This window comes from Paraburkholderia polaris, assembly GCF_012927345.1.
Classification (GTDB): Bacteria; Pseudomonadota; Gammaproteobacteria; order Burkholderiales; family Burkholderiaceae; genus Paraburkholderia; species Paraburkholderia polaris.
In genome coordinates, this window is record NZ_JABBGJ010000010.1 from 16,473 (window position 1) to 41,491 (window position 25,019).

Annotated in this window: 24 protein-coding genes; 17 read left to right on the forward strand and 7 right to left on the reverse strand. The window is 62.4% G+C overall.

What is annotated here, in order from left to right:
- Positions 1-10 precede the first annotated feature (10 nt).
- From HHL24_RS10890 to HHL24_RS10905, 4 genes are all read left to right on the forward strand, one after another.
- On the forward strand, positions 11-1,435 hold the full coding sequence (locus HHL24_RS10890; RefSeq protein ID WP_169485503.1) for an efflux RND transporter periplasmic adaptor subunit: 1,425 nt from the start codon (positions 11-13) through the stop codon (positions 1,433-1,435).
- On the forward strand, positions 1,432-2,946 hold the full coding sequence (locus HHL24_RS10895; protein ID WP_169485504.1) for an efflux transporter outer membrane subunit: 1,515 nt from the start codon (positions 1,432-1,434) through the stop codon (positions 2,944-2,946). The genes HHL24_RS10890 and HHL24_RS10895 overlap by 4 nt, the downstream gene beginning before the upstream one ends.
- 239 nt (positions 2,947-3,185) lie before the next feature.
- Positions 3,186-4,397, forward strand: a complete 1,212-nt coding sequence (locus HHL24_RS10900) for an MFS transporter (protein WP_329606614.1) — start codon at positions 3,186-3,188, stop codon at positions 4,395-4,397.
- 348 nt (positions 4,398-4,745) lie between these two features.
- Positions 4,746-4,931, forward strand: a complete 186-nt coding sequence (locus tag HHL24_RS10905; protein WP_169485506.1) for a hypothetical protein — start codon at positions 4,746-4,748, stop codon at positions 4,929-4,931.
- Positions 4,932-5,195: 264 nt separating this feature from the next.
- On the opposite strand, the gene mgrA is transcribed toward HHL24_RS10905, so the two are convergent.
- A complete protein-coding gene (mgrA, locus tag HHL24_RS10910) occupies positions 5,196-6,239 on the reverse strand; it encodes an L-glyceraldehyde 3-phosphate reductase (RefSeq protein WP_169485507.1) in 1,044 nt (347 codons plus the stop codon).
- A 223-nt stretch (positions 6,240-6,462) separates the two neighbouring features.
- On the opposite strand from mgrA, the gene HHL24_RS10915 reads away from it, so the two are divergent.
- Positions 6,463-6,669, forward strand: a complete 207-nt coding sequence (locus HHL24_RS10915; protein WP_169485508.1) for a DUF3185 family protein — start codon at positions 6,463-6,465, stop codon at positions 6,667-6,669.
- 61 nt (positions 6,670-6,730) lie between these two features.
- On the opposite strand, the gene HHL24_RS10920 is transcribed toward HHL24_RS10915, so the two are convergent.
- Complete coding sequence (locus HHL24_RS10920; RefSeq protein WP_169485509.1) at positions 6,731-7,492, reverse strand: phytanoyl-CoA dioxygenase family protein; 762 nt, start codon at positions 7,490-7,492, stop codon at positions 6,731-6,733.
- Positions 7,493-7,760: 268 nt separating this feature from the next.
- Entirely contained in the window at positions 7,761-7,955 is a 195-nt protein-coding gene (locus HHL24_RS10925) for a hypothetical protein (protein WP_169485510.1), read from the reverse strand.
- Between HHL24_RS10925 and HHL24_RS10930 the strand changes: the two genes are divergently transcribed.
- The gene (locus tag HHL24_RS10930; protein ID WP_169485511.1) at positions 7,954-8,328 is read left to right on the forward strand and encodes a hypothetical protein; all 375 of its coding nucleotides are present in this window, start codon (positions 7,954-7,956) and stop codon (positions 8,326-8,328) included. The genes HHL24_RS10925 and HHL24_RS10930 overlap by 2 nt on opposite strands.
- Positions 8,329-8,444: 116 nt before the next feature.
- Here the strand turns inward: HHL24_RS10930 and metK are convergent, their stop codons facing one another.
- On the reverse strand, positions 8,445-9,632 hold the full coding sequence (metK, locus tag HHL24_RS10935; protein ID WP_169485512.1) for a methionine adenosyltransferase: 1,188 nt from the start codon (positions 9,630-9,632) through the stop codon (positions 8,445-8,447).
- Positions 9,633-9,910: 278 nt separating this feature from the next.
- On the opposite strand from metK, the gene HHL24_RS10940 reads away from it, so the two are divergent.
- The 9 genes from HHL24_RS10940 (at position 9,911) to hslU (ending at position 19,528) form a co-directional block, all read left to right on the forward strand.
- A complete protein-coding gene (locus HHL24_RS10940; RefSeq protein ID WP_169485513.1) occupies positions 9,911-10,795 on the forward strand; it encodes a lipid A biosynthesis lauroyl acyltransferase in 885 nt (294 codons plus the stop codon).
- Between the two features lie 92 nt (positions 10,796-10,887).
- Positions 10,888-11,751 (forward strand): diaminopimelate epimerase, encoded by an 864-nt coding sequence (gene dapF / locus HHL24_RS10945; protein ID WP_169485514.1) that lies wholly within the window; start codon positions 10,888-10,890, stop codon positions 11,749-11,751.
- A gap of 209 nt (positions 11,752-11,960) precedes the next feature.
- Positions 11,961-12,680: a DUF484 family protein gene (locus HHL24_RS10950; protein WP_169485515.1), complete on the forward strand. Its 720-nt coding sequence runs from the start codon at positions 11,961-11,963 to the stop codon at positions 12,678-12,680.
- A 25-nt stretch (positions 12,681-12,705) separates the two neighbouring features.
- Complete coding sequence (xerC, locus tag HHL24_RS10955) at positions 12,706-13,629, forward strand: tyrosine recombinase XerC (RefSeq protein WP_169485516.1); 924 nt, start codon at positions 12,706-12,708, stop codon at positions 13,627-13,629.
- Between the two features lie 98 nt (positions 13,630-13,727).
- Positions 13,728-14,930, forward strand: a complete 1,203-nt coding sequence (locus HHL24_RS10960; RefSeq protein WP_169485517.1) for a class I SAM-dependent rRNA methyltransferase — start codon at positions 13,728-13,730, stop codon at positions 14,928-14,930.
- Positions 14,931-15,174: 244 nt separating this feature from the next.
- A complete protein-coding gene (locus HHL24_RS10965; protein WP_169485518.1) occupies positions 15,175-16,263 on the forward strand; it encodes a CobW family GTP-binding protein in 1,089 nt (362 codons plus the stop codon).
- A gap of 643 nt (positions 16,264-16,906) precedes the next feature.
- Positions 16,907-17,326 carry an RNA polymerase-binding protein DksA gene (dksA, locus tag HHL24_RS10970; protein WP_012431412.1) on the forward strand — a complete coding sequence of 140 codons (420 nt, stop codon included), beginning with the start codon at positions 16,907-16,909 and terminating at the stop codon, positions 17,324-17,326.
- A 309-nt stretch (positions 17,327-17,635) separates the two neighbouring features.
- Positions 17,636-18,172 (forward strand): ATP-dependent protease subunit HslV, encoded by a 537-nt coding sequence (gene hslV, locus HHL24_RS10975; RefSeq protein ID WP_091797221.1) that lies wholly within the window; start codon positions 17,636-17,638, stop codon positions 18,170-18,172.
- Positions 18,173-18,181: 9 nt separating this feature from the next.
- Complete coding sequence (gene hslU, locus HHL24_RS10980; RefSeq protein WP_169485519.1) at positions 18,182-19,528, forward strand: ATP-dependent protease ATPase subunit HslU; 1,347 nt, start codon at positions 18,182-18,184, stop codon at positions 19,526-19,528.
- Between the two features lie 217 nt (positions 19,529-19,745).
- Here hslU and HHL24_RS10985 read toward each other — a convergent pair whose 3' ends face one another.
- Both HHL24_RS10985 and HHL24_RS10990 read right to left on the reverse strand, forming a co-directional pair.
- The gene (locus HHL24_RS10985; RefSeq protein WP_028197735.1) at positions 19,746-20,288 is read right to left on the reverse strand and encodes a response regulator transcription factor; all 543 of its coding nucleotides are present in this window, start codon (positions 20,286-20,288) and stop codon (positions 19,746-19,748) included.
- Positions 20,285-21,595, reverse strand: coding sequence for an ATP-binding protein (locus HHL24_RS10990; RefSeq protein ID WP_169485520.1), 1,311 nt, complete (start codon positions 21,593-21,595; stop codon positions 20,285-20,287). The genes HHL24_RS10985 and HHL24_RS10990 overlap by 4 nt, the downstream gene beginning before the upstream one ends.
- A 129-nt stretch (positions 21,596-21,724) precedes the next feature.
- On the opposite strand from HHL24_RS10990, the gene HHL24_RS10995 reads away from it, so the two are divergent.
- The gene (locus tag HHL24_RS10995) at positions 21,725-23,362 is read left to right on the forward strand and encodes a tetratricopeptide repeat protein (protein WP_169485521.1); all 1,638 of its coding nucleotides are present in this window, start codon (positions 21,725-21,727) and stop codon (positions 23,360-23,362) included.
- A 64-nt stretch (positions 23,363-23,426) separates the two neighbouring features.
- Here the strand turns inward: HHL24_RS10995 and HHL24_RS11000 are convergent, their stop codons facing one another.
- Positions 23,427-23,651 (reverse strand): cysteine-rich CWC family protein, encoded by a 225-nt coding sequence (locus HHL24_RS11000; RefSeq protein WP_169485522.1) that lies wholly within the window; start codon positions 23,649-23,651, stop codon positions 23,427-23,429.
- A 265-nt stretch (positions 23,652-23,916) separates the two neighbouring features.
- Here HHL24_RS11000 and argB point away from each other — a divergent pair, with 265 nt between their 5' ends.
- On the forward strand, positions 23,917-24,816 hold the full coding sequence (argB, locus tag HHL24_RS11005; protein ID WP_028197732.1) for an acetylglutamate kinase: 900 nt from the start codon (positions 23,917-23,919) through the stop codon (positions 24,814-24,816).
- Positions 24,817-25,019: the final 203 nt, after the last annotated feature.

Below are 25,019 nucleotides of genomic sequence, written 5' to 3' on the forward strand. Positions count from 1 at the left end.
GGGAAGGTTGATGGAAGGAAAACGTCCAGGCGAATCCAACGCCACGCTCAATCCAGCGAAGGGCAAGCGCGCGCGCTGGGTCATCGTGGCGGTGGCCGTGGTGGTGGTCGTACTCGCGGCGCAAGGCATCTGGTCGCGTCATGATGCGCATGCGGCACTCGAGCGCGACGCCGAGCACGCCAGCCAGACGAGCGTCGAGGTCGTGCGCCCGCAGAAGTCGACGGCGGGACTCGACCTCGTGCTGCCCGGCAACGTGCAGGCGTTTCTCGACACGCCGATTTACGCACGCACCAACGGTTACCTGAAGAAGTGGTATGCGGACATCGGCGCGCACGTTAAGAACGGCCAGTTGCTCGCGGAAATCGACACGCCCGAAGTGGACGATCAACTGCGCGCCGCCCGCGCCGATCTCGCGAATGCGGACGCCAACTATGCGCTCGCGAAAAGCACCGCCGACCGCTGGACTGAAATGCTGAAAAGCAAATCAGTCTCGAAACAGGAAACCGACGAGAAGGTCGGCGACATGCTGGCGAAGAAAGGCACGCTGGATGCCGCGCGCTTCAACGTGGCACGCCTGGAGAAAACGCAATCGTTCCAGAAGGTCTACGCGCCGTTCGACGGCATCGTGACGGCTCGCAATGTCGACGTCGGCGCGCTGATCGATGCAGGGAGTTCAGGCGGACCGGCGAAGGAGTTGTTCCATGTCGCGCAGGCGGACAGATTGCGTGTGTATGTGAACGTGCCGCAGGCCAACGCGCAGCAGGTTCGTGCGCAGCAGACGGCGTTTCTGACGCTGACCGAGACGCCGTCGAAACACTATCCGGGCATCGTCGCGCGCACTGCGGGCGCCGTCGATCCGCAACAACGGACCATGCTCGTCGAAGTCGATGTCGACAATCGCAACGGCGATCTGCTGCCGGGCGCGTATGCGCAAGTGCATTTCGCTTTGGGTGCGGGCGCGGCGCCTTTTACGGTGCCCGGCAACGCGCTGCTGTTCCGGCCGGACGGCGTGAAAGTGGCCACCGTGGATCCGCAGCACAAGGTGAAACTGCTGCCGGTTTCGCTCGGAACTGACTTCGGCACGCGCGTGGCGATCGCATCCGGCTTGCAGGGCAATGAGCAGGTGATTCTGAACCCGCAGGATTCGGTCATCGATGGGGCGCCGGTGCGGATCGTGCCGGCAAAAGCGGGGGATGCGGCTGGGGCTTCTGGCGCGGCGGCAGGTGGTGAGGGTGCGGCGGGCGCTTCTGGAGCCGCGGCGGGAGGTGAGGGTGCGGCGGGCGCTTCTGGAGCAGCCGCGGGTGGTGAGGGTGCGGCGGGCGCTTCTGGAGCCGCGGCAGGTAGTGAGGGTGCGGCGGGCGCTTCTGGAGCAGCCGCGTCTGGCGCGCCTGCTGCGCGCGGCGCCAGTCTGCAAGCGGTGAGGGGTGAACCGTGAACGCGCCGGCACCGCGTCACCGTTTCGCGCCGCCGGCCACACGTGTCTCGCTGCTTGCCGCAGCACTGGCGTGCGCGCTCACCGCCTGCACCGTAGGCCCCGACTACGTCAAGCCGCCCGCGGTCACCGCCGCGACCTACAAGGAACTGGAAGGCAGCGGATGGAAACCCGCGCAACCCGCCGACACCCTCACGCGTGGCGCGTGGTGGAGCGTCTACGCGGACCCATCGCTCGACGCGCTCGAGCAGCAGGTCGCGAGCGCAAACCAGAACGTGCAGGCCGCCGAGGCGCGTTTTCGCGCAGCCCGCGCGACAGTCGCACAATACCGCTCGAATTTCTTCCCCGTAGTCAGCGCTAACGGCGATTATTCACGCGCGCGGACCTCGGAGAATGTGCTGCACAAATCGACCGCGGGTCTCACGCTGAACGATTACCTCGTGCAAGGCGACGCCTCGTGGGAACCCGACTTGTGGGGCCGCGTGTCGCGCAGCGTCGAAGGCGCGAAAGCCGAGGCGCAGGCGAGCGCCGCCGATGTGCAAGCCGCGCTCCTCTCCATGCAGGCCGAACTGGCGACCGACTACTTCGAACTCCGCGGCTTCGATCAGGAGCGCCAACTTCTCGACGACACGATCAAGGCCTACAAGGAAGCACTCGATCTGACGCAACACCGCTACGCCGGCGGCATCGCCACCGACGCCGATGTCGCGCAGGCGCAGACGCAGTTGCAAACCACCCAGGCGCAAGCGCTGGACCTCGGCGTGCAGCGCGCCCAACTCGAACACGCGATCGCGATCCTGATCGGCCAGACGCCTTCAGGCTTTTCGCTGCCGGTTGCGCCGCTCACCGCGGTGCCGGTGGTCGCGGCGGCCGGCGTGCCATCCGCGTTGCTCGAACGACGGCCCGACATCGCGTCTGCGGAGCGGCACGTCGCCGATATGAACGCGCAGATCGGCGTGGCGACGGCCGCATTCTTTCCGAGCCTGATTTTGTCGGTGACGGGCGGGCTCGAAGCGACCAACTACAGCCAATGGCTACTGGCGCCGAGCCGTCTGTGGTCGCTCGGGCCGGCACTGGCCGGCACGCTGCTGGACTTCGGCGGCCGTGCATCGGTGAAAGAGCAGGCCCGCGCACACTACGACGAAAGCGTCGCGCAGTACCGCCAAACCGTGCTGACCGCATTCGGTGAGGTCGAAGACAACCTCGCCGCATTGCGCGTGCTCGAGCAGGAAGCCGCCGCGCAGGACGACGCAGTGGCCGCCGCGCAGCGTGCGCTGGCTGTCGTGTCGAACCGCTATAAAAACGGCGCAATCACGTATCTCGACGTCGTGGTCGCGCAAACCACCGCGCTCACCAACGAACGGGATGCAGTGTCGATCGCGCGCCGTCGTATGGCGGCGAGCGTCGCGTTGATCAAGGCCTTGGGCGGCGGTTGGGACACATCCGCATTGCCGACCGACGAACAGATCGTGCATCCCGCTGCGCCTGCGAGTGATGCAGCGGCGCATGGGTAGCGGTTAGCGATCATTTCCCCAAGGGATGCCAAAACCGCAGCGAGCAAGCCGTCCGCGCCCTTCGTGACAACGCCGCGCTGCGCGTCGCGCCCGCCCGCTTAGCCTTTTCAGCGTATCCTTAACTTCTTTGAGCACTTCGCGCTCCCCAAGGAGATTTTTTCGTGACCGCATCGCCGGAACTCGACCGGACTGCTACTTCGGCTGTTCCCGCTTCGTCTGCTTCTTTCACCTCCGCTGCCGTGCCTGACGTCACCGACATCCCCTATCTCGAGCGCGGCACGCGTGCCTATTGGCGCGCCAGCATCGCGCTGCTGTTCGCCGGCTACGCCACCTTCTCGCTGTTGTATTGCGTACAGCCACTGCTGCCTGCGCTCTCTACGGCATTCAGCGTGACGCCTGCACAGAGCAGCTTGTCACTCTCGCTGACTACAGCCGCGCTCGCGCTCGCCGTGTTCGTGGCCGGCTTCGTCTCGGAAGGCTGGAGCCGTCACAAGCTGATGACCGCATCGCTCACGCTGTCGGCGCTATTGACGATCGGCGTCTCGATCGCGCCGCACTGGCATCAATTGCTCGTGTTGCGCACGCTCGAAGGCCTCGCGCTCGGTGGCGTGCCCGCTGTTGCGATGGCGTACCTCGCGGAAGAAGTGCACCCCGATGGACTCGGTCTTGCGATGGGCCTGTACGTCGGCGGCACGGCGATCGGCGGGATGGCTGGGCGCGTGATTACCGGCGTCGTCGCGGATCTGTTTTCGTGGCGCGTGGCAGTCGGCACGATCGGCGTGCTCGGCATTCTCTCGATGCTCGCGTTTCGCGCGCTGCTGCCGCCATCCCGCCATTTCGTACCGCGTCGCGGGCTCGGCTTTGGCCATCACCGCACTGCCTTGCTGAAGCAATTCACGCGGCCCGGCTTGCCGCTGCTGTTTTTGCTCGGTTTCGTGCTGATGGGCAGCTTCGTTACGCTGTACAACTACATCGGTTACCGGCTGCTCGCGCCGCCCTATCTGTTGAGTCAGACGGAGATCGGCGCGATTTTCGTCGTCTATCTGACGGGCGTAGTCGCCTCGCCGTGGTCGGGCCGCATGGCCGACACCTTCGGCCGGGCGCGTGTGCTGACTGGCAGCCTGCTAATGATGGCGCTCGGACTCGCCCTCACGATGCTCCATCCGATCGCGGCAATTGCAACCGGGATCGCATGCGTGACGTTCGGTTTCTTCGCCGGACACTCGGTGGCGAGCGGCTGGGTCGGACGCCTTGCCAAAGAAGCCAAGGGGCAGGCGGCCGCCCTGTATCTGCTCGCGTATTACATCGGCTCAAGCGTGGTCGGCTCTTATGGCGGCCATGTATGGGCCGGTTATGGCTGGAACGGTGTCGCTGGACTGGTGGGCGCGCTGCTTGTCATCGGCATCGCTGCGGCCATGCGCTTGCGTCGACGCGAACGGACCGCGGTATGAGGGAACGCTGCTGATCAGCTTCGGGAAAACCGAGCCCGGACGCACCATGGCACCGGGCTCAAATCGGGTGAACCCAGTTAGGCGCAAACAATCCGCTGCGCATCGAACCACCCTGAAAAGTAAGGACCGTGTAAGCAAACACTTCATTTTTGACGGCGTTTTTGCTGCGGCGCGCCAATCGCTGTGGCCCTTGTAGCACAAGGTTCAGCAGCCTGCGAAGACACGCTGCAGCGCCGCAAAGCGTTGTTATGTTGATCTAACCGTCGCCTATACTCGAATCGAGCGTTGGCAGTGCATGACTCCAGAAATAGAGCCGCTGCCCTCGCCGTACTAGATAAGGAGACGGGTATGACGACCTACTTCACGATCGCCGATTTCATCCTGGTCATTCCGATGGCGCTGGCCGGCGCTTTGTTTGTCGGCGCACTTCCCTGCAAGACGGAGTTGCGTCACAACGCGCTACGCGTGCTAGGCGCGCTGATCGGCGTGGTGTTCGCGGTCGTGCTGGTCGAGGGCTTGCCTGCGCTGGTTTAGCGGGGTCTGGCGAAGACGGCCTGGACGCTTCGCCGATGGTTCGGTCGACTGAACGCAGTCGCTTCGGCCACTGCGATGTCTGTGTGCGCCATTGATCTGACCAGCGCTCACGATTGGACCCCTGCTATCGCCACCTTGTTTGCATGCGCGCGCAGCTAAGCTACCTGCCGCCGAAAACCGCGCGCGCCACCTGGACACGCCTAACAAAAAGCCGCCTTACCGGCGGCTTTTCTACGTCTACGTCTACGGCAAAAAACCGCCGGATCAGATCGCCTGATCCGTCGACGGCTTTTCCCAAAGGTTAATGCCACCTTCAGTTGCGTAGTGGTCGATCTCCGCCAGCTCTTCCTTCGAGAACGCGAGATTCTTCAGCGCACCGACGTTCTCGCGCACCTGTTCCGCGCGGCTTGCGCCGATCAGCACGGACGTGACGCGCGGATCGCGCAGCGCCCAGGCGAGCGCCATCTGCGCGAGGCTTTGTCCGCGACGCTGCGCGATATCGTTGAGCTTGCGGACGTGCTCGATGTTTTGCGGGCTCAGATGCTCCTGCTTCAACGAACCGCCGCCCGGCTTGTTGACGCGCGCGTCTTCGGGCACACCGTTCAGATACTTGCCGGTGAGCAAGCCCTGCGCGAGCGGCGTGAACGCGATGGCGCCCGCGCCGACTTTCTCCAGCGTGTCCAGCAGCTCATGTTCGATCCAGCGGTTGAGCATGTTGTACGCGGGTTGATGGATCAGCAGCGGCACCTTGTACTCGGCGAGCAGCCTGGCCATTTCGAGCGTCTTAGTTGCCGAGTATGACGAAATACCGATGTACAGCGCCTTGCCCTGCTGCACCGCGCTCGCCAACGCGCCGGCGGTTTCTTCGAGCGGCGTATCGGCATCGAAACGATGCGAATAGAAGATATCGACGTAGTCGAGGCCCATGCGCTGCAGGCTCTGATCGAGGCTCGCGAGCACGTACTTACGCGAGCCGCCGCCCTGGCCGTACGGACCTGGCCACATATCCCAACCTGCCTTCGACGAGATCAGGAGTTCGTCGCGATACGGCTTGAAGTCGTCTTTGAAAAGCCGGCCGAAATTGGTTTCGGCGCTGCCGTACGGGGGGCCGTAGTTGTTGGCGAGGTCGAAGTGAGTGATGCCCAGATCGAAGGCCGTGCGCAGGATATCGCGCTGCGTGGAGATCGGCGTGGTATCGCCGAAGTTGTGCCACAGGCCCAGTGACAGCGCTGGCAGTTTGAGACCCGACTTGCCGCAGACGCGGTATTGCATGTCCGAATAGCGTTCTGAAGCTGCTTCGTAAGCCATTGCTAGTGTCCTTGATGTTGAAGTCGCCCGGCGATCACGGGCGTGAGGAAATCATCACGTACTGCGGGAGGCGTGCAGGTTTTATGTTCAGGTATGAGTGAGACCAGACCGCTATGGTAGCCAATCGCCGTGCTGCCTGCAGAGGCCCACTATGCGGGATGGACGATCGCTTGCGGCTCCCCTACACTTTGGCCGACCAAAGCTTATCGAAAGGGGTGGATTCATGACGAAGGCGATCTCAATCGCGCTAATTGTCGGCGGTATTGCGCTGTTGTATTTCGGCGGGCAGGCGTTCAACTCGGTCAGCAGCGAGGTGTCTCGCGTGTTTACCGGGTCTCCGACCAATAAGGCGATCATGCTGATTGTGGGCGGCGTTATCGCCACCATCGCCGGCCTCACCGGGGTGGCCCTTTCCGGTCGCAAGCGGTAGAGCGTTGATTGCCTACGCGGCGCGAGACCAGCGATCATCCGCGCCGCGCAGGGCAAAAAACCTAAAAGGCAATTTCAGGCTTGGCCGCCGAGCGAGATCCCGGCAGGGGCACATTGCTCGCCCCATGGTAGGTAAATACCAATGAAAATTTCACCTGATCGCTGAGGTTCTTGCCCGCCGAATGCAGCGTGTTGCAATGAAAGAACACCACGTCCCCGGCCTTGAGCTCGGGCGAAACCGCGGTGCGAATCAACGCCTGATTCTCTTCCAGATCTGAGCGGAAAAACTTGGCATCGTCGAACCGGTCGGAAGTGAAAGCCGTGTTATGCGACTTCGGCACAAACCACAACGCGCCGTTATCGACAGTCTCCGACCCAACCGCGAGCCACACCGACACCAGGTCGTCGCGCTCGAACGACCAATACCTCACATCACGATGCCAGCCGGTCAAGCTGCCATAAGCAGGATGCTTGGTCATCATGCAATTGTGATGCGCCCGCGATAAGCGCGGCTCCTCACCGAAGTACAACTCCATCCAGCCGCGAATTTCCGGCGCGGTCGCCCATTGCGAAAAACTCGGATGACGCCCGTACGCATCCAGCAGCCGGCGAACCGTATGCCCGCCCGGCGCATATTTCGACTCCGGCGCGCCCGGATAGCGAAGATCCGCTTCGAACTCAATCGGCGCCGCCGCTTCCTGTAATTGCCGCTCCGCAATCTGCTTCAGCTCGCCGCAACGCTCAGGCGACACCAATCCAGGCACAACGACAAATCCTTGCTCCCGCAACGTTTGAATCTGTTCTTTCTTCGAGTGAAGTGACATGGTGTTCCGTTACTTTCGACTGGCTGATGTTCGATTGTAAAACGGGCGCGATCGGACTGTGCGCTGTTTCGCCTTTCGAGAAGCCAAGGCCTTAGCACAACTTTCACGCGAAATCGCAGTTTGCGCGGCACCTTGCCAGGGCGCGCGCGCACGAAAATCGACCGCAAAGGGCGCGACCCCGCAAACCCGCAGATCGTTCCTACTCCGTAAAAACCCGTATTCGCAGGGTAAAAACGGACTTTCTGACGTCATGAATCGCGTGTAGCCTTCACGCATGTTGATCGCTACTCCCGCACTTTTGCGGCGCGCGCAGGCCGCTATCGCCGACTCCGCCGTCCTCCGTGCCCTTTCCAGTCGAATTCCAGGCTTTCGCGCCGTCCATCGCGATACCGCCATTGGCACATTTGGTGCTCCTTCTGGCGTACATTCCGTCGCGCGACACGTTGCCTACTTGTGAAGCCATGCATACTCTCCTGAGCACCCGTCTTACCCGCGCTGCATTGAAAGCGGCGCGTCCGGCGCGCCGTCATGTCGTGCGTGCGCTGCGTCACCATGCCACCCGCACTCGCGCATTAGGTGAGCAATGGCGCGAAGCCAAAGCAGTCGACGGCATTCGCACCTGGTTCCACACGTTCTTCTCTGCGCTTCGCTTGCAAGGCAATTCGCGTCGTTTCTCGCTGCGTACGCTGCTGCGCAAACCGACGCCGCTGCGCCTCACCGCTACGCGCCAGGCACCGGTCGCAGCGCCGCAGAATACGAGCCGCCGCCCGCGCCGTATGTCGACGAGCGGCAGCACCGGCTGGTTTGCGTTCGCATTCGCGTTCGCGAGCCACTGAATGAACCGCTGAATCAGCCGCTGAATCAGCCGGCAAACGCCGCAACAGTAATAGAAAAACCCCGCACGGCTCGCGCCGGCGGGGTTTTTTGCTGAAGCGGACTGCGCGCTTGCTTATCAGGCGAGCGCGGCGACCGGTTCCGTGCCTGCGGCTTCGGCGAGCGCCAGAGCCTTGTCCGTGGATTCCCACGTGAATTCCGGCTCTTCGCGGCCGAAGTGACCGTAGGCCGCGCTCTTCTCGTAGATCGGGCGCAGCAGGTCGAGCATCTGGATGATGCCCTTCGGACGCAGGTCGAAATGCTCCTGCACCAGCTTCGTGATCGTCGCATCCGACACGCGGCCCGTGCCGAACGTATTGACCATGACCGAAGTCGGCTGCGCAACGCCAATCGCGTACGACACCTGAATCAGGCAGCGCGAGGCCAAACCAGCCGCCACGATGTTCTTCGCGACATAACGGCCAGCATAAGCTGCCGAACGGTCGACCTTCGACGGATCCTTGCCCGAGAACGCACCGCCGCCGTGCGGCGCAGCGCCGCCGTACGTATCGACGATGATCTTGCGGCCCGTCAGACCGCAATCGCCTTGCGGGCCGCCGATCACGAACCGGCCGGTCGGGTTCACCAGGAACTTGATGTCGCCCTTGATCAGCTCAGCCGGCAGCGTCGGCTTGATGACTTCTTCGATCACGGCTTCGCGCAGCGTGGACAGTTCGATGTCCGGCGAATGCTGCGTGGACAGCACCACAGTGTCGATTGCATGCGGCTTGCCGTCGACATAACGCACGGTGACCTGCGACTTCGCATCCGGACGCAGCCAGGGCAGACGGCCGTCGCGGCGCAGATTCGCCTGACGCTCCACCAGACGGTGCGACAGGTGGATCGGCAGCGGCATCAATTCCGGCGTTTCTTCACAGGCGTAACCGAACATCAGGCCCTGGTCGCCAGCGCCTTGATCGAGGTTGTTGTCGTGCGCACGATCCACACCCTGGGCGATGTCCGGCGATTGCTTGTCGTACGCCACCAGCACCGCGCAGCCGCGGTAATCGATACCGTAATCGGTGTTGTCATACCCGATACGCTTGATCGTGTTGCGCGCGACCTGGATGTAATCGACGTTCGCGGTGGTGGTGATTTCCCCGGCCAGCACGACGAGACCCGTGTTGCACAGCGTTTCGGCTGCGACACGCGAGTACTTGTCCTGGGTCAGGATGGCGTCGAGGATCGCATCCGAGATCTGATCCGCGACTTTGTCGGGATGGCCTTCGGAAACGGATTCGGAGGTGAAGAGATAGTCGTTTGCCACGTTGCAGACTCCTGTTGTGTGGTTACGGTTGAGTTTCACGTAGCCAGCTTCGGGGAGCCTTGAAGCGGCGACGCTTTAGCGGATTACCTTACCGACAGGGGCGTATCCAATGGATCGCACCCGCCAGCTTCGCCCCGCAAGTTGTCTATTAACTCGGCGAAGCCCTTATTATAGCGACTTCCTACATTTGTCACAGAGTACCCACACGTGTTGTATTTCGACTCGTTTGCCGTTTTCTTAAGCACAGTGTCGGCTGGTGCAGATTGCGGAGCCACCGCATGCTGAGCCGCCTCGGCGCCCAACTCGCCATTGGACTGCTGAAATTTTTGGCATTGCTGCCGTACGGTTTCGTTGCGCGACTCGGCGACGGGCTGGGCTGGCTGCTCTATCAGATCCCCAGCAACCGTAAGCGCATCGTCCACATCAATCTGAGCTTGTGTTTCCCGGAGTGGAGCGCCGAGCGCCGCGAGGAGATCGCGCAGAAACACTTCCGCCACGCGATCCGCAGTTATGTTGAGCGCAGCGTCCAGTGGTTCGGCTCTGCCGAGAAGCTGGAGAAGCTCGTGCAGGTGGATAGCGAGATCGACCTGAGCGATCCGGATATGCCCCCCACCCTGCTGCTTGGCGCGCATTTCGTCGGCATCGAGGCGGGCTCGGTGTTCATCAATTACGCGCTGCACCGGCAGTGCGGCGCGCTCTATCAGCCGATGTCCAACAAGGTGCTCGACGACGTGGCGAAGGCCGCGCGCGGCCGCTTCGGCGCGGACATGGCAAGCCGGGCCGACAGCGCGCGCATCGTGCTGCGCTGGTTGCGCGACCGCAAGCCCGTCATGCTCGGCGCCGACATGGACTACGGCGCGCGCAACTCGACTTTCGTGCCGTTCTTCGGCGTACAGGCGTGCACGCTGACGGCGGTCGGACGGCTCGCCGGGGTCGGCCATGCGCAAGTGGTGCCGTTCATCGGCGAGGTGCTGCCGAATTACAAAGGTTATCGCCTGAAGGTATTCAAGCCGTGGGACAACTACCCCACCGGCGACGACGAAGCCGACGCGCGCCGCATGAACGCCTTCCTTGAAGAGCAGATTCCGCTGATCCCCGAGCAGTACTACTGGGTGCACAAGCGCTTCAAGACCCGGCCGCCGGGCGAGCCGAGCGTCTACTGACCGGTCTTCAAAAAAGCGCCTGAACGCGGAAATGAAGCGGCAAATAAAGCGGCGTTCGGCCCACCTGCAGGCGCGTCACTTACAATAGCGTGATGAAACTGAAATTCACCAAAATGCACGGCGCGGGTAACGACTTCGTCGTGCTCGACGGCTACACCCAACCGGTCAACCTGACGCCGGCGCAGGTGCGCGCGCTCGCGGACCGGCATTTCGGTGTCGGCGCCGACCAGTTGCTGCTGGTCGAAAAGCCCACCATGGACGGCGTCGATTTCAGATATCGCATCTTCAATTGCGACGGCGGCGAGGTCGAGCACTGCGGCAACGGCGCCCGCTGCTTCGTCAAGTTCGTGCGCGACAGCGGCCTGACCGACAAGCGCAGCGTGCGCGTACAAGTGCAGAACGGCACCATCCTGCTGACCATGCAGGAAAACGGCGAAGTGCTGGTCGATATGGGCGCACCCGTGTTCGAACCGGAGCGCGTACCGTTCGCCACCAAAGGCCTCGAAGGCCGCCGCGAGGGCGCTGACACGCTTTGGCCGCTCGACGTGAACGGCGTGACACGCTGGATTTCGGTGGTGTCCATGGGTAATCCGCACGCCGTGCAAGTGGTCGACGACGTCGAAGATTTCCCGGTGCTCGTCGAAGGCCCGGTGATCGAGCGGCATGCCCGCTTTCCGCAACGGGTGAATGCGGGCTTCATGCAGATTGTCGGCCGCAGCGAAATCAAGCTGCGGGTCTACGAACGCGGCGCCGGCGAAACGCTGGCCTGCGGCACGGGCGCGTGCGCGGCGGTCGCCGCCGGCATTCGCCGCGGGCTGCTGGATGCGCCGGTGCTGGTGCACACGCACGGCGGCAAGCTGACTATCACGTGGGACCACACGCAAGAAGGCGCGCCGCTGTTCATGGCCGGCCCGGCGGCAACGGTCTTCGAAGGCGAGATCGAACTGGCCGACTGACCCGCGCCAGCGCAATACCCGATTCAGAGGTCGAGCGATCGGCCCAGGAAGTACCCGACACGTGGCCTCGAATAGGCCGATGAATAAGCCAATGAAGGCCAACGAAGGCCGATGAAGAGCCGGACCTCGCGGCCTCTTTCACCGGCCGACCGAACTCATGACCGATGCGCCGCCCGAAGGCGTCGTCCCGTAGTCCTTTAGCCGAAACCATGAACGATCGCGAAGTCGCCGAATATCTGCTCGCCAACCCCGAATTCTTCGCCGAACACGCGGAAATGCTCGCGACGATCCGGCTTGCGAACCCGCACGGCAAAGCCGCGGTGTCGCTGCAGGAACGGCAGATGGAAATGCTGCGCGACAAGAACAAGCATCTCGAACGGCGTCTGGCCGAGCTGCTGCGCTACGGTCACGAAAACGACAGCATTGCCTCGAAATTCAATCGCTGGACCATCCGCGTGATGGCCGAGCGCGATCCGTACGCGCTGCCGCGCACGATCGCCACAGGGTTGCGGGAAATTTTCGACGTGCCGCAAGCCGCGCTGCGCGTATGGGACGTCTCCGAACCGTATGCACAGGCCGAGTTCGCGCGCCATGTCGGTGAGGAAGTGCGAATCTTCGCGAATAGCCTTACCACGCCGTACTGTGGTGCAAACACCGGTTTCGAAGCGGCGCAGTGGCTGACGCCGGCGGTGTCGGCGGTGAGCGACGGCGCGTCCGCAGGCGGTACAAGCGAGTCCGCGCACGCTACCGAGTCAATTGCGCTGCTCGCGCTGCGCGACCCCGAAGGCAAGGAAGAAGCGCCCACCTTCGGCCTGCTGGTCATGGGTTCGGCCGACGCCCGCCGCTTCCACGACGGCATGGCCACCGATTTCCTGACGCAGATCGGCGCGTTGGCGAGCGCGGCGCTAAGCCGTCTGCTGCCGCGCTGAGCCGCCGATCCCACAAAAAGCCATCGTGACCGACGCCGACCCGATCGCCGCCTACCTGTCGAATCTCGAACATGAGCGGCGACTGTCGGCACATACGCTGCGCGGCTACACCCACGAACTCGAGGAACTCAAGCTGCTGGCCAAAGGCCGGCCGCTCGAAAGCCTCACCGCTGTCGATATTCGCGGCGCGGTTTCGCGGGCACACGCCGGTGGCCTGACGGCGCGCTCGATCAGCCATCGGTTGTCGTCGTGGCGGGCGTTCTACCGCTGGTTCGCGGGGCGCGTCGATCTGCCGGCCAACCCGGTCGCCACCGTGCGGGCGCCGAAGCAGGCTAAAGCACTACCGAAAGCGCTTTCCGTCGACGACGCCACGCGCCTGATGGAGAGTCCGGCCGCCGCAACGACCGAAGGTTTGCGCGACCACGCGATGCTCGAACTGTTCTACTCGTCAGGCCTGCGTCTATCCGAACTGGTCGGCCTCGATGCCCGTTTTGCCGATGCCGACGGCTACCGCTCCGCGGGCTGGCTCAAGCTCGATTCCGCCGAAGTCGAAGTGCTCGGCAAAGGCAACCGGCGTCGTATCGTGCCGGTCGGCAGCAAAGCGATTGACGCCTTGAACGCGTGGCTCGCGGTGCGCGACCAGATGGTCCGGCACGATCCGCATCCGCTGTTTCTCTCGGCGCGCGGCAATCGGCTGTCGCCGAATGTCGTGCGTGATCGTGTGAAGCGCGCGGCGCTGGTCGCCGGCATTCCCGCCAACGTGCATCCACACGTACTGCGGCATTCGTTCGCCACACACGTGCTGCAGTCGAGCGGCGATCTGCGGGCTGTGCAGGAACTGCTCGGGCATGCCAGCATCACCGCCACGCAGGTCTACACCGCGCTCGATTTCCAGCATCTCGCGCACGTCTACGATCAGGCGCATCCGCGCGCCAAAAAACGCGACTGATTCCGCTCTTTGCTTTTTGCGGCTTGCGGTCTCCACCTTCGCTTCACCTGCCGTGTGCCTCTTTGTCCACGCGGCCAACTGCTCCTGCTGACACCCTGATGAATACCGTTACGCTCAAACCGTCGAAAGAAAAATCGCTGCTGCGCCGCCACCCGTGGGTCTATGCCAACGCGATCGATCGGGTCGACGGCAATCCCGCTCCCGGCGCGACCGTGCTGGTGCGTGCGCACGACGGCCGTTTCCTCGCGCGTGCGGCCTACAGCCCGCTTTCGCAGATTCGCGCGCGCGTGTGGAGCTTCGACGAAGCCGAGCCGATCGATCACGCATTTTTCAAGCGCCGTGTGCAACGCGCCCTCGCGCATCGTCAAACGATGGTGCACAACACCGGTGCCGTCCGGCTGATTTTCGGCGAAGCGGATGGCCTGCCGGGTCTGATCGTCGATCATTACGTGGCCGAGGACGAAGGCCAGCGCAGCCAGCTGGTGTGCCAGTTCATGGCGACGGGCGTCGAAGCCTGGAAGGAGGCGATCGTCGCCGCGCTGGTCGGCGCGACCGGCTGCCCGAACGTCTACGAGCGCTCGGACGTGTCGATCCGTCAGAAGGAAGGGCTCGAACAGATCACCGGCGTGCTGGCGGGCGACGTGCCGTCGGAAACGCTGATCGCGAGCGAAAACGGTGTGCGTTACCACGTCGACGTGCGCAACGGCCACAAAACCGGCTTCTACGTCGACCAGCGCGACAACCGCCTGCTGGTGCAGGAGCTGGCGAAAGATCGCGACGTGCTGAACTGCTTCTGCTACACCGGCGGCTTTTCGCTGGCGGCATTGAAAGGCGGGGCGAAGCGCGTGGTGTCGATCGATTCGTCGGGCGACGCGCTTGCGATCGCGCAACAGAACGTGGCCGCCAACGGTTTCGACGCCGAACGCGCCACCTGGCTCGACGCTGACGCGTTCAAAACCCTGCGCCGCCTCTACGACGAAGGCGAACGCTTCGACCTGATCGTGCTGGATCCGCCGAAATTCGCACCCTCGCGTGAACACGTGGACCGCGCCTCGCGCGCTTACAAGGACATCAACCTGACCGGCCTGAAGCTGCTGCGCCCGGGCGGCCTGCTGTTCACCTATTCATGCTCCGGCGCGATCGACTCGGAGTTGTTCCAGAAGATCGTGTCCGGCGCGGCGGCCGATGCGCGCGTCGATGCGCGGATTCTCAAGCGCCTCGGCGCCGGGGTCGACCACCCGTTGCTCACCGCATTCCCTGAGGGCGAATACCTGAAAGGCCTGCTGTTGCAAATTGCCTGATCGCCCATAGATTCGGGCTTATTTCCCGCGCGCCGCGGTGGGGTTCGGCCCGCCGCCAGCGCCGGCTTGACAGATATGTTTCAATATCCGGCTAGATCGGGTCGCGCGCCGTCAGGCTGCCTCGCCCGGCAAACCGGATTCGCAGACGGATTCGCTGCAGCTTGCGCGCCGCACATTTCGCGCTGCAGATCCCGCGCTGCACATTTTGATTACGCACAGACTCACGTACTTACAGGCGACCAACATGATCCCAGTCACCATCCTGACCGGCTTTCTCGGCAGCGGCAAAACCACCCTGCTCAAGCGCATCCTGAACGAAAAGCACGGCATGAAGATCGCCGTGATCGAGAACGAGTTCGGCGAAGAGAACATCGACAACGAAATCCTGGTGCAGGATACGAGCGAGCAGATCATCCAGATGAGCAACGGCTGCATCTGCTGCACGATCCGCGGCGACCTTTCGCGCGTGCTGGGTGATCTGGCGGCGAAGAAACAGTCTGGCGAACTGGATTTCGACCGTGTCGTGATCGAAACCACCGGTCTCGCCAATCCGGGCCCGGTCGCGCAGACGTTCTTCATGGACGACCAGATCGCCAACGAATTCCTGCTCGACGCAATCATCACGCTGGTCGACGCGAAGCACGCGAACCACCAGCTGGACGAACACGAAGTGGTGCAGCGTCAGGTCGGCTTCGCCGATCGCCTGTTCATCACCAAGTCCGATACGGTCGACGAAAAGCACGTGGACGATCTGCGCCATCGCCTGGTGCACATGAATCCGCGGGCGGCGATCAAGATCGTCAATTTCGGCGAAGCGGACATCAAGGAAATCTTCGACCTGCGCGGCTTCAACCTGAATTCGAAGCTCGAAATCGACCCGGACTTCCTCGCTGAAGACGAACATGCGCACAACCACGCTCACGCGCATGACGAGCACGGTCATACCCATGACGATCACGAAAACTGCGATCACGACCACGGCAAGTGCGACCACGAAGGCCACGACCACGCGCATCACCATCACGCGCACCACGACGACAAGATCAAATCGTTCGTCTACCGCAGCGACCGTCCGTTCGATCCGAACAAGCTCGAGGACTTCCTCGGCGGCATTCTGCAGATCTACGGCGAGCGCCTGTTGCGCTATAAGGGCGTGCTGTATATGAAGGGCGTCGACCGTAAGGTTGTGTTCCAGGGCGTACACCAGATGATGGGCAGCGATCTGGCCGCGAAATGGCAGCCAATCGAGAAGAAGACCAACAAGATGGTGTTCATCGGCATCGAACTGCCGCAGGACCTGATCACCGACGGCCTGGACGCCTGTCTGGCGTAAGCGTCACGGGGGGCCGGGCCGGGCAAATGGCGCGGCACGCGGCATGCTGGAGCGCGCTAAGGGTGTGTTCGTCGGGCACCGAGGCAATCGTCTGCAGAATACGCAAAAGATTGCCCGAAAGCCCGCTGAAATGTCGATCGTGTGAAAAACACGTGAAAACCCTGCTGTATTAATGCGTGCACGACCATCGCTTTTTGACCGTGCGCGCGTTATATTTTCGGGATATCAGTGCGCCGCCGGGGGATTTTCACGAGTTGCGGTGCTGGATTGTGATTCAGTTACAATACGTGCCCACTGGAGAATGACAACGAATTGCCCGGTCAGTGCGTATCTCGCGCCGGGCCTGAAACGGCGCCGGAAAATCTTGTCCGGAAATCACGCCGACAATGCCGGCTGGCACAGCTCGAAAAGCGCGCTGCCGGCAAGCAATGCCTCAGGAACAATTGAGAATCGGTTTCCAGAGGAGTTCGGCCCCGCATTGGCGTAGCGACGCCCGGCGCGTGGGCGCAAGGCGCTTCGGCGTCACCGACAGTCCATCGTCCGTGCCTGCCCAGCGCTCAGCGTCCTCGTGGCGCCTTTGTGGGCAATACGAAAGTGCGGGCACTATGTAAGAGTTTTGCCTCACATTGAAGAAGCAAGCCAGATGACGACGAAACGACTCTTGACTGAAGCCGAAATCCTGAAGATGAGCGACAAGGATTACATGAATGAGGATCAGCTCGCTTTCTTCAAGAACAAGCTCGAACAGCTGCAGGCGGACATTCTCCGCAATGCCGGCCAGACGACCGAGAACCTGCGCGAAACAGTAATCGTGCCGGACCCGGCCGACCGTGCAACGATCGAGGAAGAGCATGCGCTCGAACTGCGCACGCGCGACCGCGAGCGCAAGCTGCTGAAGAAGGTGCAGCAATCGATCGCGCGCATCGATTCCGGCGACTATGGCTGGTGCGAAGAAACCGGCGAGCCGATCGGCATTCCGCGTCTGCTCGCACGGCCCACGGCTACCCTGTCGCTCGAAGCGCAGGAACGCCGCGAACTGCGCCAGAAGCTGTTCGGCGACTGAACACCTGCGGCGCGGCTTCGGCTCCGCGCCCTTTTAAGCTGCTTCGTCGAGAGGCGCACGGTGATCTGTGCGCCTTTTTTCTTTTGTGTGCGCCTTCGCACCATCCCTCGATCTGAATCCCGAGTTTTTGTCTTATGCCGTTTGCCGGCTCTTGATATGACCGCGCACGCCCTAAAATAAGTCCGACATGCGTTGTACGCGCGCGCGCCGACCGGTTGATCGTTTCAGCGTTGCGCGCCGTCCGCTTCCAGGATTCATGCGGTGGTGTTGCGCCACCGTGTCCTACCCGTTTTGCAAAGAGGAACGCATATGGAGCAATTTCACGGCACGACGATCGTTTCCGTGCGCCGCGGCGACAAAGTCGCGCTTGGCGGCGACGGCCAGGTAACGCTGGGCAACATCGTCATGAAAGGCGGTGCGAAGAAAGTCCGGCGCATCTATAACGGCAAGGTGCTGGTCGGCTTCGCCGGCGGCACGGCCGACGCCTTCTCGCTGCTCGACCGCTTTGAAGCGAAGTTGGAAAAACATCAGGGCAATCTGACGCGCGCCGCCGTCGAACTCGCCAAAGACTGGCGCACCGACCGCATGCTGCGCCGTCTGGAAGCAATGCTGATCGCCGCGGACGCCACCACCACCCTCGTCATCACCGGTAACGGCGACGTGCTCGACCCGGAAGGCGGTATCTGCGCAATCGGTTCGGGCGGCGCTTACGCGCAAGCCGCCGCGAAGGCGCTCGCCGACAACACCGAGATGTCGCCGCGCGAGATCGTCGAGAAGTCGCTGGAGATTGCCGGCGACATGTGCATCTATACGAACCATAACCGCGTCATCGAGACGATCGAGTAAGGACCCACGATGAGCACCATGACCCCTGCCGAGATCGTCTCGGAACTCGACAAACACATCATCGGCCAAGGCCGCGCGAAGAAAGCAGTTGCCGTGGCGCTGCGCAACCGCTGGCGCCGTCAGCAGGTTGAAGACCCGCTGCGTCAGGAAATCACGCCGAAGAACATTTTGATGATCGGACCGACCGGCGTCGGCAAAACCGAAATCGCGCGGCGTCTGGCGAAACTCGCCGACGCACCGTTCATCAAGATCGAAGCCACCAAATTCACCGAAGTCGGTTATGTCGGCCGCGACGTCGACAGCATCGTGCGCGATCTGATCGAAATCTCGGTCAAGCAGACGCGTGAAACGGAAATGCGCAAAGTGCGGACCAAGGCAGAAGATCAGGCCGAAGACCGCATCCTCGACATCCTCCTGCCGAGCGCCCGGCCGGTTGGTTTCGGCGCGAGCTCGAGCGCCGTCGACACGGCGGACGAAGGCAGCACCACGCGTCAGACTTTCCGCAAGCGCCTGCGCGAGGGTCTGCTCGACGATAAGGAAATCGAACTCGACGTCGAACAGCCGCAAGTCGGCATGGACATCATGGGGCCGCCGGGCATGGAAGACATGACCGAGCAGATCCGTTCGATGTTCGCGAACATCGGCGGCGGCAAGAAAACGCGCCGCAAGCTGAAAGTGAAGGAAGCGCTCAAGGTCCTCACCGACGAAGAAGCCGGCAAGATGCTCAACGACGAAGAGGTGAAAGCCAAGGCGGTACAGAACGTTGAGCAGAACGGTATCGTGTTTCTCGACGAAATCGACAAGATCGCGTCGCGTAATGAAGCCGGCGGTGGTGAAGTGTCGCGTCAGGGCGTGCAGCGCGATCTGCTGCCGCTCGTCGAAGGCACCACGATCAACACCAAGTACGGCATGGTGAAGACTGACCACATTCTGTTCATCGCGAGCGGAGCGTTCCATCTTGCCAAGCCGAGCGATCTGATTCCGGAACTGCAAGGCCGCTTCCCGATTCGGGTCGAGCTGGATTCGCTGTCGGTGGGCGATTTCGAATCGATCCTGGTGTCGACCGACGCGAGCCTCGTCAAGCAATATCAGGCACTACTGGCTACGGAAGACGTGCACCTGGAATTCGCCGACGACGGCATTCGTCGCATGGCCGAAATCGCGTACTCGGTCAACGAGAAAACCGAAAACATCGGCGCACGCCGCCTGTACACGGTGATCGAAAAACTGCTGGAAGATGTCTCGTTCGCAGCAGGCAATCACTCGGGCAAGACGGTGCAGATCGACGCGGCGTATGTCGATCGCGCGCTGAACGAAGTGGCGGAAGACGAGGATCTGTCGCGCTACGTGCTGTGATGTCGATGTCGATGTCGATGTCGCGTCGATGCTGATGCTGATGCTGATGCAGACTCAGAGGCCGAGTCGATACCGACGCTGATGTCGCGTTAAAGCATGCGTGCCTCGCATGCGGCTGATCATATGTGAGGCGTAAAAAACGGGCTGTCTTGTGCAAGACAGCCCGTTTTGCTTTCCGGCCCCCTAGCGCAAGGAGGGGCCAAGCAGGCCTCAATTCTTACTGCTTGACCGGCCGCTTCGCCAACTTCCGCTGCAGCGTTCGACGATGCATGTTCAACGCGCGCGCAGTAGCCGAAATATTGCCGCCGTGCTCCGCGAGCACGCGTTGAATATGCTCCCACTCCAGGCGCGCAACCGACAACGGCGTGGGATGCTCAATCGCCTCTTCAGCTTGCAGCGCGCTCGCCTCGCTTTGCAGCGCCGACAAAATCGTCTCGACATTGGCGGGCTTCGCGAGGTAGTTATCGGCGCCGTCCTTCACCGCCTGCACCGCCGTGGCGATACTGGCATAACCGGTCAACACAAGCATGCGCGCGTCAGGCTGCAAATCACGCAAGGGGGCGACGAGCGTCAGACCGGAATCGTTGCCGAGATGCAGGTCCACCGTGATCTGGCTGAACTTTTGCTGGTTCGCCAACTTGATCGCCTCATCCGCGTTGTGCGCTTCGGCCACCGTATAACCGCGCCGCGTCAAACCGCGGGCGAGGATACCGGAGAACACCTCATCGTCGTCGATCACCAGAAAATTCATATCGCTCATGCCTGTTTCTCCGTGTTGGATGGCGTAGTGCCTTGACGGCCCGCACCTGATAATTTGCGCGCTGCAAGCGGCAGTCTCAACACTGCACGCGTGCCACGCGGCTTGATCTCGCTGACATCGTCCAGCTCGATCGATCCCTTCAAACGTGCCGCCGCCGAAAATGCCAGATACAGGCCCACGCCGTGTCCACCCTGTGTGCTGTCGACCGGCATCGCGCCGAGCGACCCACGCAACGCGGCCGGAATACCAGGGCCCGCGTCGCATACCTCGAATACGATCTGGTCGCCGCGAGCTGTAAGCGTGCACGACAGCGTTACGTGATCGCGGCTCGCACGCGCGGCGTTGTCGAGCAGAATCGTAAGAATCTGACTAACGGCAACCGTATCGTCAAGACTGACGCCCGCAGGCGGCACACCGATCCGCTCGAACTTCACATGCGGATGACGCAAGCGCCATTGCTCGCCAAACGACTCGAGCCATTCGCTGACCGTCTGCCGGTTGGTCGTTGTCGATGCACGGCTGCGCAGTCGCGCAAGCGCCGAAGTACACAGCGTCATTTGCTGTTCGAGCAGCTCCAGATCGGCGCTGTACGGCGCGAGTCCCTTATCGGTTCGCGCGGCGTCGCGCAATTCTTCGGACAACATCGCAATTGTAGACAGCGGCGTGCCGATTTCGTGCGCGACAGTGGCGGCCTGCACACCGAGCGCGACGGCGCGTTCGTCATGAAGCAAGCGCTGCTGCGCGTCTCCGAGCGCTGCGTCACGTAGCCGCAGAGCGCGTGACATGCGCGCGACGAACCACGCAATCAGCCCGACGCTGACCATGAAGTTCACCCACATGCCGGCACGAAAGTAGTCGAACAGGTTCGCGGGGTTGTCGAGATTGAGCGGTACGGAATCGAAGCCGAGCACGGCGTAGCAGGCTACGGCGAACGCGGCGAGCCACGCCATCAGATGCCATGGCAACACGGCCGCGGCAATCGCGAGCGATGGAAGGTACAGCGAAACAAATGGATTGGTGGTGCCACCGGAGAGGAACAGCAGCGCCGACAACGCGCCGAGATCGACCCAGATCTGGCCGAACAGTTCGAGATTGGACTCGGGCCGCTGCTGCGAGACACGCCACCACGTGAGCCCGTTGAAGATCACTTCGAGGGCGATCACGAGCAACATAGCGGGCAACGGCAGATGCACGCCAAAGAAAGTCTGCACGACCGCGATCGTCACCAACTGGCCGATGATGGCGAGGCTGCGTAGCCAGAACAGATGACCGAGATTGACCCGGCCGGTGTTGGTTATACGATGCATGACTTTAGTTTAACTGTTCGGACTAGTCCGACTTACCTTGAGGCCGTGTGCCGGTACCATGGTATTTTTGCGACAGCGTCGCACGGACCAATCGCTCATTATCGGTTCTTACGACGCCCAAACCCGTCCATGCTGCCTACCTCTGACAACGAGACGCACCCCTCGTCAGTTTTCCTGACTTTCCTGCGACATGCCGCCGCAGCCCGGCAAAACGGCACCGCAAAAGCGGAGGCGAGCTGGCTCGATGCCGCTGCACAACACCACCCACTCGACGACGAGTCGATCGAATCGCTCATTGCTACGCTGCTCGAGCAACATCGTCATAACGACGCGATCGAACTCGCCGCCATTATTGCCCAACTCGATCCCCATCGCGCTCTTGCACACTTCCGTTTCGGCTACGCGCTGCAGATGGCAAACCGGCATGGCGAGGCAATCGCATCCTATCGTCGCGCACTCGCCATCGACCCGACATTGCCGCAGTTGCGCAACAATCTCGCTGGCGCCCTCACACTCACTGGCGGCGACCTCAACGAGCAGATCGCACTACTGGAAAGTGCGGTTCATGACGAACCTGGCCATGGCGACGCATGGACCAATCTCACTCAGGCAAGCCGCGTCAATTTGAATCTGCCGCGCGCGCTCGAAGCGGGCGCAAGAGCCGTGCAATGCGCGCCGCATAGCCCGCTGGCGCATAACAACTATGCGCTGGCGCTGCGTGAAGCGCAACGCTGGGACGAAGCGGAGCACGCCGAAAGAACTGCCTGTGCATTAGCGCCCAACAACGCGACCATGCGCTCCAATCTCAGCATGCTGCAGCTCATGCGCGGCGATTACGCGCACGGCTGGCAAACCCACGAAGCGCGCTGGGACGGCTCGTTTGAATTGGGCGGCAATCGCCCCGCCATGCCCGCGCCGACCTGGCAAGGCGAATCGCTCGCTGGCAAAACACTGCTGGTGTGGGGTGAGCAGGGTATGGGCGATGTCTTGCAGTTCAGCCGCTATGTCCCTCTGCTGGCCGAGCGTGTTCATCGCGAGGGCGGCCGTCTCCTCTGGAATTCATTTCCGCAAATGGGCGCGTTGCTCGCTCGCAGCCTCGGCGATCATCTGGACGACTATTCGGCCGGCGGCGGCGTCGAATCTTTGCCGCCGTTTGACTACGAAATTCCGTTACTCAGCCTGCCTTTGATATTCGACACGCGCGCAGAGACCATCCCCGCTGCGATTCCGTACCTGCATGCGGAGTCCGCAGCCAGCAAGTCGTGGCGAAAGAGGCTTGCCGGAGAAACGAGGCTCAAGGTCGGACTGACATGGACCGGCAGCCTTGGCCATCAGCGCAATCCATTCCGGAGGGTGGGTTGGGAGCGCTACGCGGAACATTTCGGCGGCATGCACGACGTGGCGTTCTATTCGCTGCAACCGGGTGCCGAGGCGGACATCGCGGCCGCCCGGGCGGCGGGTCTGCCCATGTCGGACTACACCGCTGAATTCGCCAACTTCGACGATACGGCGGCGTTTGTCAGTGCGCTCGACCTCGTCATCACGGTTTGCACCTCCGTGGCGCATCTGAGCGGCGCGCTCGGCCAGCGCACATGGGTGCTGCTCGACGTCAATCCGCATTGGGTCTGGCTGCTCGACCGACCCGACAGCCCGTGGTATCCGAGCGCGACGCTCTACCGGCAGCCACGGTTTAGGGAATGGAACCCCGCGCTGGAAGCAGTCGCATGTGATTTGAGCGCGCTCGCGGCCCGACAACGCGTGGCATAGATCGCCACCGCATTGTTGAAGCCGTACGGCGTTCACGGCGCCCGGGTTTCCGCGGTTCTACACTTCAAGGCGAACCGACTCCCGGCGCCGGCTGCACGGCTCGCGCGATCTCCGCCGCGAGACATTCAGGACACAGGCAACGGCCGGACGGATCGAGCCGGTCTGCCGGCATTGCTGGCATCTCACGGCACCAACAGTCAAACGGCACCCCATGCATGGCGCAATCGAATGCATGACCGCAGCGCGGACAAAACGCGCTACTTTGAGATCGGGAAGCTGACGATTTCATAACGGGCCAAGTGGTCTCGCTTCAGCCTGAACCCAGAAATAATGCCACGACTGGCGCGCCGCCGTGAGTCGGTCATTCGGCCAATCTACCGGCCTATCCGATCGGCGGTACGCTTGATTGTCAGCCGGCGCTTGCGCCCGTCCATTGCGCAGTGCGCAAAGGCCGCGCCGCCCGTCACCGGCGCCGGTATCGAAAACCCTGTTGCAGCGCGCCAGTCCTGTACAATTCGCCCTGTTTTAACTGTCCCGTGCCTGAGCCTGCCGCCATGTCCGAGCTTCCTGACCTTTCGCAGATCGCGCCCACCCTGAAGGCTGAAATCCTGGCCGAGGCGCTGCCTTACATTCGCCAGTATCACGGTAAGACCGTAGTCATCAAATACGGCGGCAACGCCATGACCGAAGAGCGGCTGAAGCAAGGCTTCGCGCGCGACGTGATCCTGCTGAAGCTGGTTGGTATCAATCCGGTCATCGTGCACGGCGGCGGTCCGCAAATCGACCAGGCGCTGAAGAAAATCGGCAAACAGGGCACGTTCATTCAGGGCATGCGCGTCACCGACGAAGAGACGATGGAAGTCGTCGAATGGGTGCTCGGCGGCGAAGTGCAGCAGGACATCGTCACGCTGATCAACCATTTCGGCGGCCACGCGGTCGGTCTGACCGGCAAGGACGGCGGCCTGATCCACGCACGCAAGATGCAGATGCCGGATCGCGACAATCCGGGCCAGTACGTCGATATCGGCCAGGTGGGCGAAGTCGAGGCGATCAATCCCGCGGTCGTGAAAGCGCTGCAGGACGACGCGTTCATTCCGGTGATCTCGCCGATCGGCTTCGGCGAAGACGGCCTGTCGTACAACATCAACGCGGATCTGGTCGCGGGCAAACTGGCGGTCGTGCTGAACGCCGAAAAGCTCGTGATCATGACGAACATCCCGGGCGTGATGGATAAGGAAGGCAATCTGCTGACCGATCTGTCGGCGCGCGAAATCGACGGCCTGTTCGCAGACGGCACGATCTCCGGCGGCATGCTGCCGAAAATCTCGTCGGCGCTGGATGCGGCGAAGAGCGGTGTGCGTTCGGTACACATCATCGACGGGCGCATCGAGCACTCGGTGCTGCTGGAAATTCTCACCGAACAGCCGTTCGGCACGATGATCCGCTCGCATTGATTCCTGCCTCAAATACGGCCCATACGGCGCGCTTGCCCGGCGTGTCATATGTGCCGTGCAGTACCGTTGCTGTCTCCGCGGATTCCTGCATGCCCGGCGCGGGCTCACGCCACGGCGGACCACAACGCGGCAGCCCACAGCGCGCCGCCCTCTCGCGCCAGCAAGCTCTCCCCTCTTTCACCGTCATCCGCACCGCGAACCCT

Coding starts and splice junctions, on each gene's coding strand:
- HHL24_RS10890 (WP_169485503.1), top strand. CDS start 11: ATGGAAGGAAAACGTCCAGGCGAATCCAACGCCACGCTCAATCCAGCG.
- HHL24_RS10905 (WP_169485506.1), top strand. CDS start 4,746: ATGACGACCTACTTCACGATCGCCGATTTCATCCTGGTCATTCCGATG.
- mgrA (WP_169485507.1), bottom strand. CDS start 6,239: ATGGCTTACGAAGCAGCTTCAGAACGCTATTCGGACATGCAATACCGC.
- HHL24_RS10915 (WP_169485508.1), top strand. CDS start 6,463: ATGACGAAGGCGATCTCAATCGCGCTAATTGTCGGCGGTATTGCGCTG.
- HHL24_RS10920 (WP_169485509.1), bottom strand. CDS start 7,492: ATGTCACTTCACTCGAAGAAAGAACAGATTCAAACGTTGCGGGAGCAA.
- HHL24_RS10930 (WP_169485511.1), top strand. CDS start 7,954: ATGCATACTCTCCTGAGCACCCGTCTTACCCGCGCTGCATTGAAAGCG.
- HHL24_RS10925 (WP_169485510.1), bottom strand. CDS start 7,955: ATGGCTTCACAAGTAGGCAACGTGTCGCGCGACGGAATGTACGCCAGA.
- HHL24_RS10940 (WP_169485513.1), top strand. CDS start 9,911: ATGCTGAGCCGCCTCGGCGCCCAACTCGCCATTGGACTGCTGAAATTT.
- dapF (WP_169485514.1), top strand. CDS start 10,888: ATGAAACTGAAATTCACCAAAATGCACGGCGCGGGTAACGACTTCGTC.
- HHL24_RS10950 (WP_169485515.1), top strand. CDS start 11,961: ATGAACGATCGCGAAGTCGCCGAATATCTGCTCGCCAACCCCGAATTC.
- HHL24_RS10960 (WP_169485517.1), top strand. CDS start 13,728: ATGAATACCGTTACGCTCAAACCGTCGAAAGAAAAATCGCTGCTGCGC.
- HHL24_RS10965 (WP_169485518.1), top strand. CDS start 15,175: ATGATCCCAGTCACCATCCTGACCGGCTTTCTCGGCAGCGGCAAAACC.
- dksA (WP_012431412.1), top strand. CDS start 16,907: ATGACGACGAAACGACTCTTGACTGAAGCCGAAATCCTGAAGATGAGC.
- hslV (WP_091797221.1), top strand. CDS start 17,636: ATGGAGCAATTTCACGGCACGACGATCGTTTCCGTGCGCCGCGGCGAC.
- hslU (WP_169485519.1), top strand. CDS start 18,182: ATGAGCACCATGACCCCTGCCGAGATCGTCTCGGAACTCGACAAACAC.
- HHL24_RS10985 (WP_028197735.1), bottom strand. CDS start 20,288: ATGAGCGATATGAATTTTCTGGTGATCGACGACGATGAGGTGTTCTCC.
- HHL24_RS10990 (WP_169485520.1), bottom strand. CDS start 21,595: ATGCATCGTATAACCAACACCGGCCGGGTCAATCTCGGTCATCTGTTC.
- HHL24_RS10995 (WP_169485521.1), top strand. CDS start 21,725: ATGCTGCCTACCTCTGACAACGAGACGCACCCCTCGTCAGTTTTCCTG.
- HHL24_RS11000 (WP_169485522.1), bottom strand. CDS start 23,651: ATGAAATCGTCAGCTTCCCGATCTCAAAGTAGCGCGTTTTGTCCGCGC.
- argB (WP_028197732.1), top strand. CDS start 23,917: ATGTCCGAGCTTCCTGACCTTTCGCAGATCGCGCCCACCCTGAAGGCT.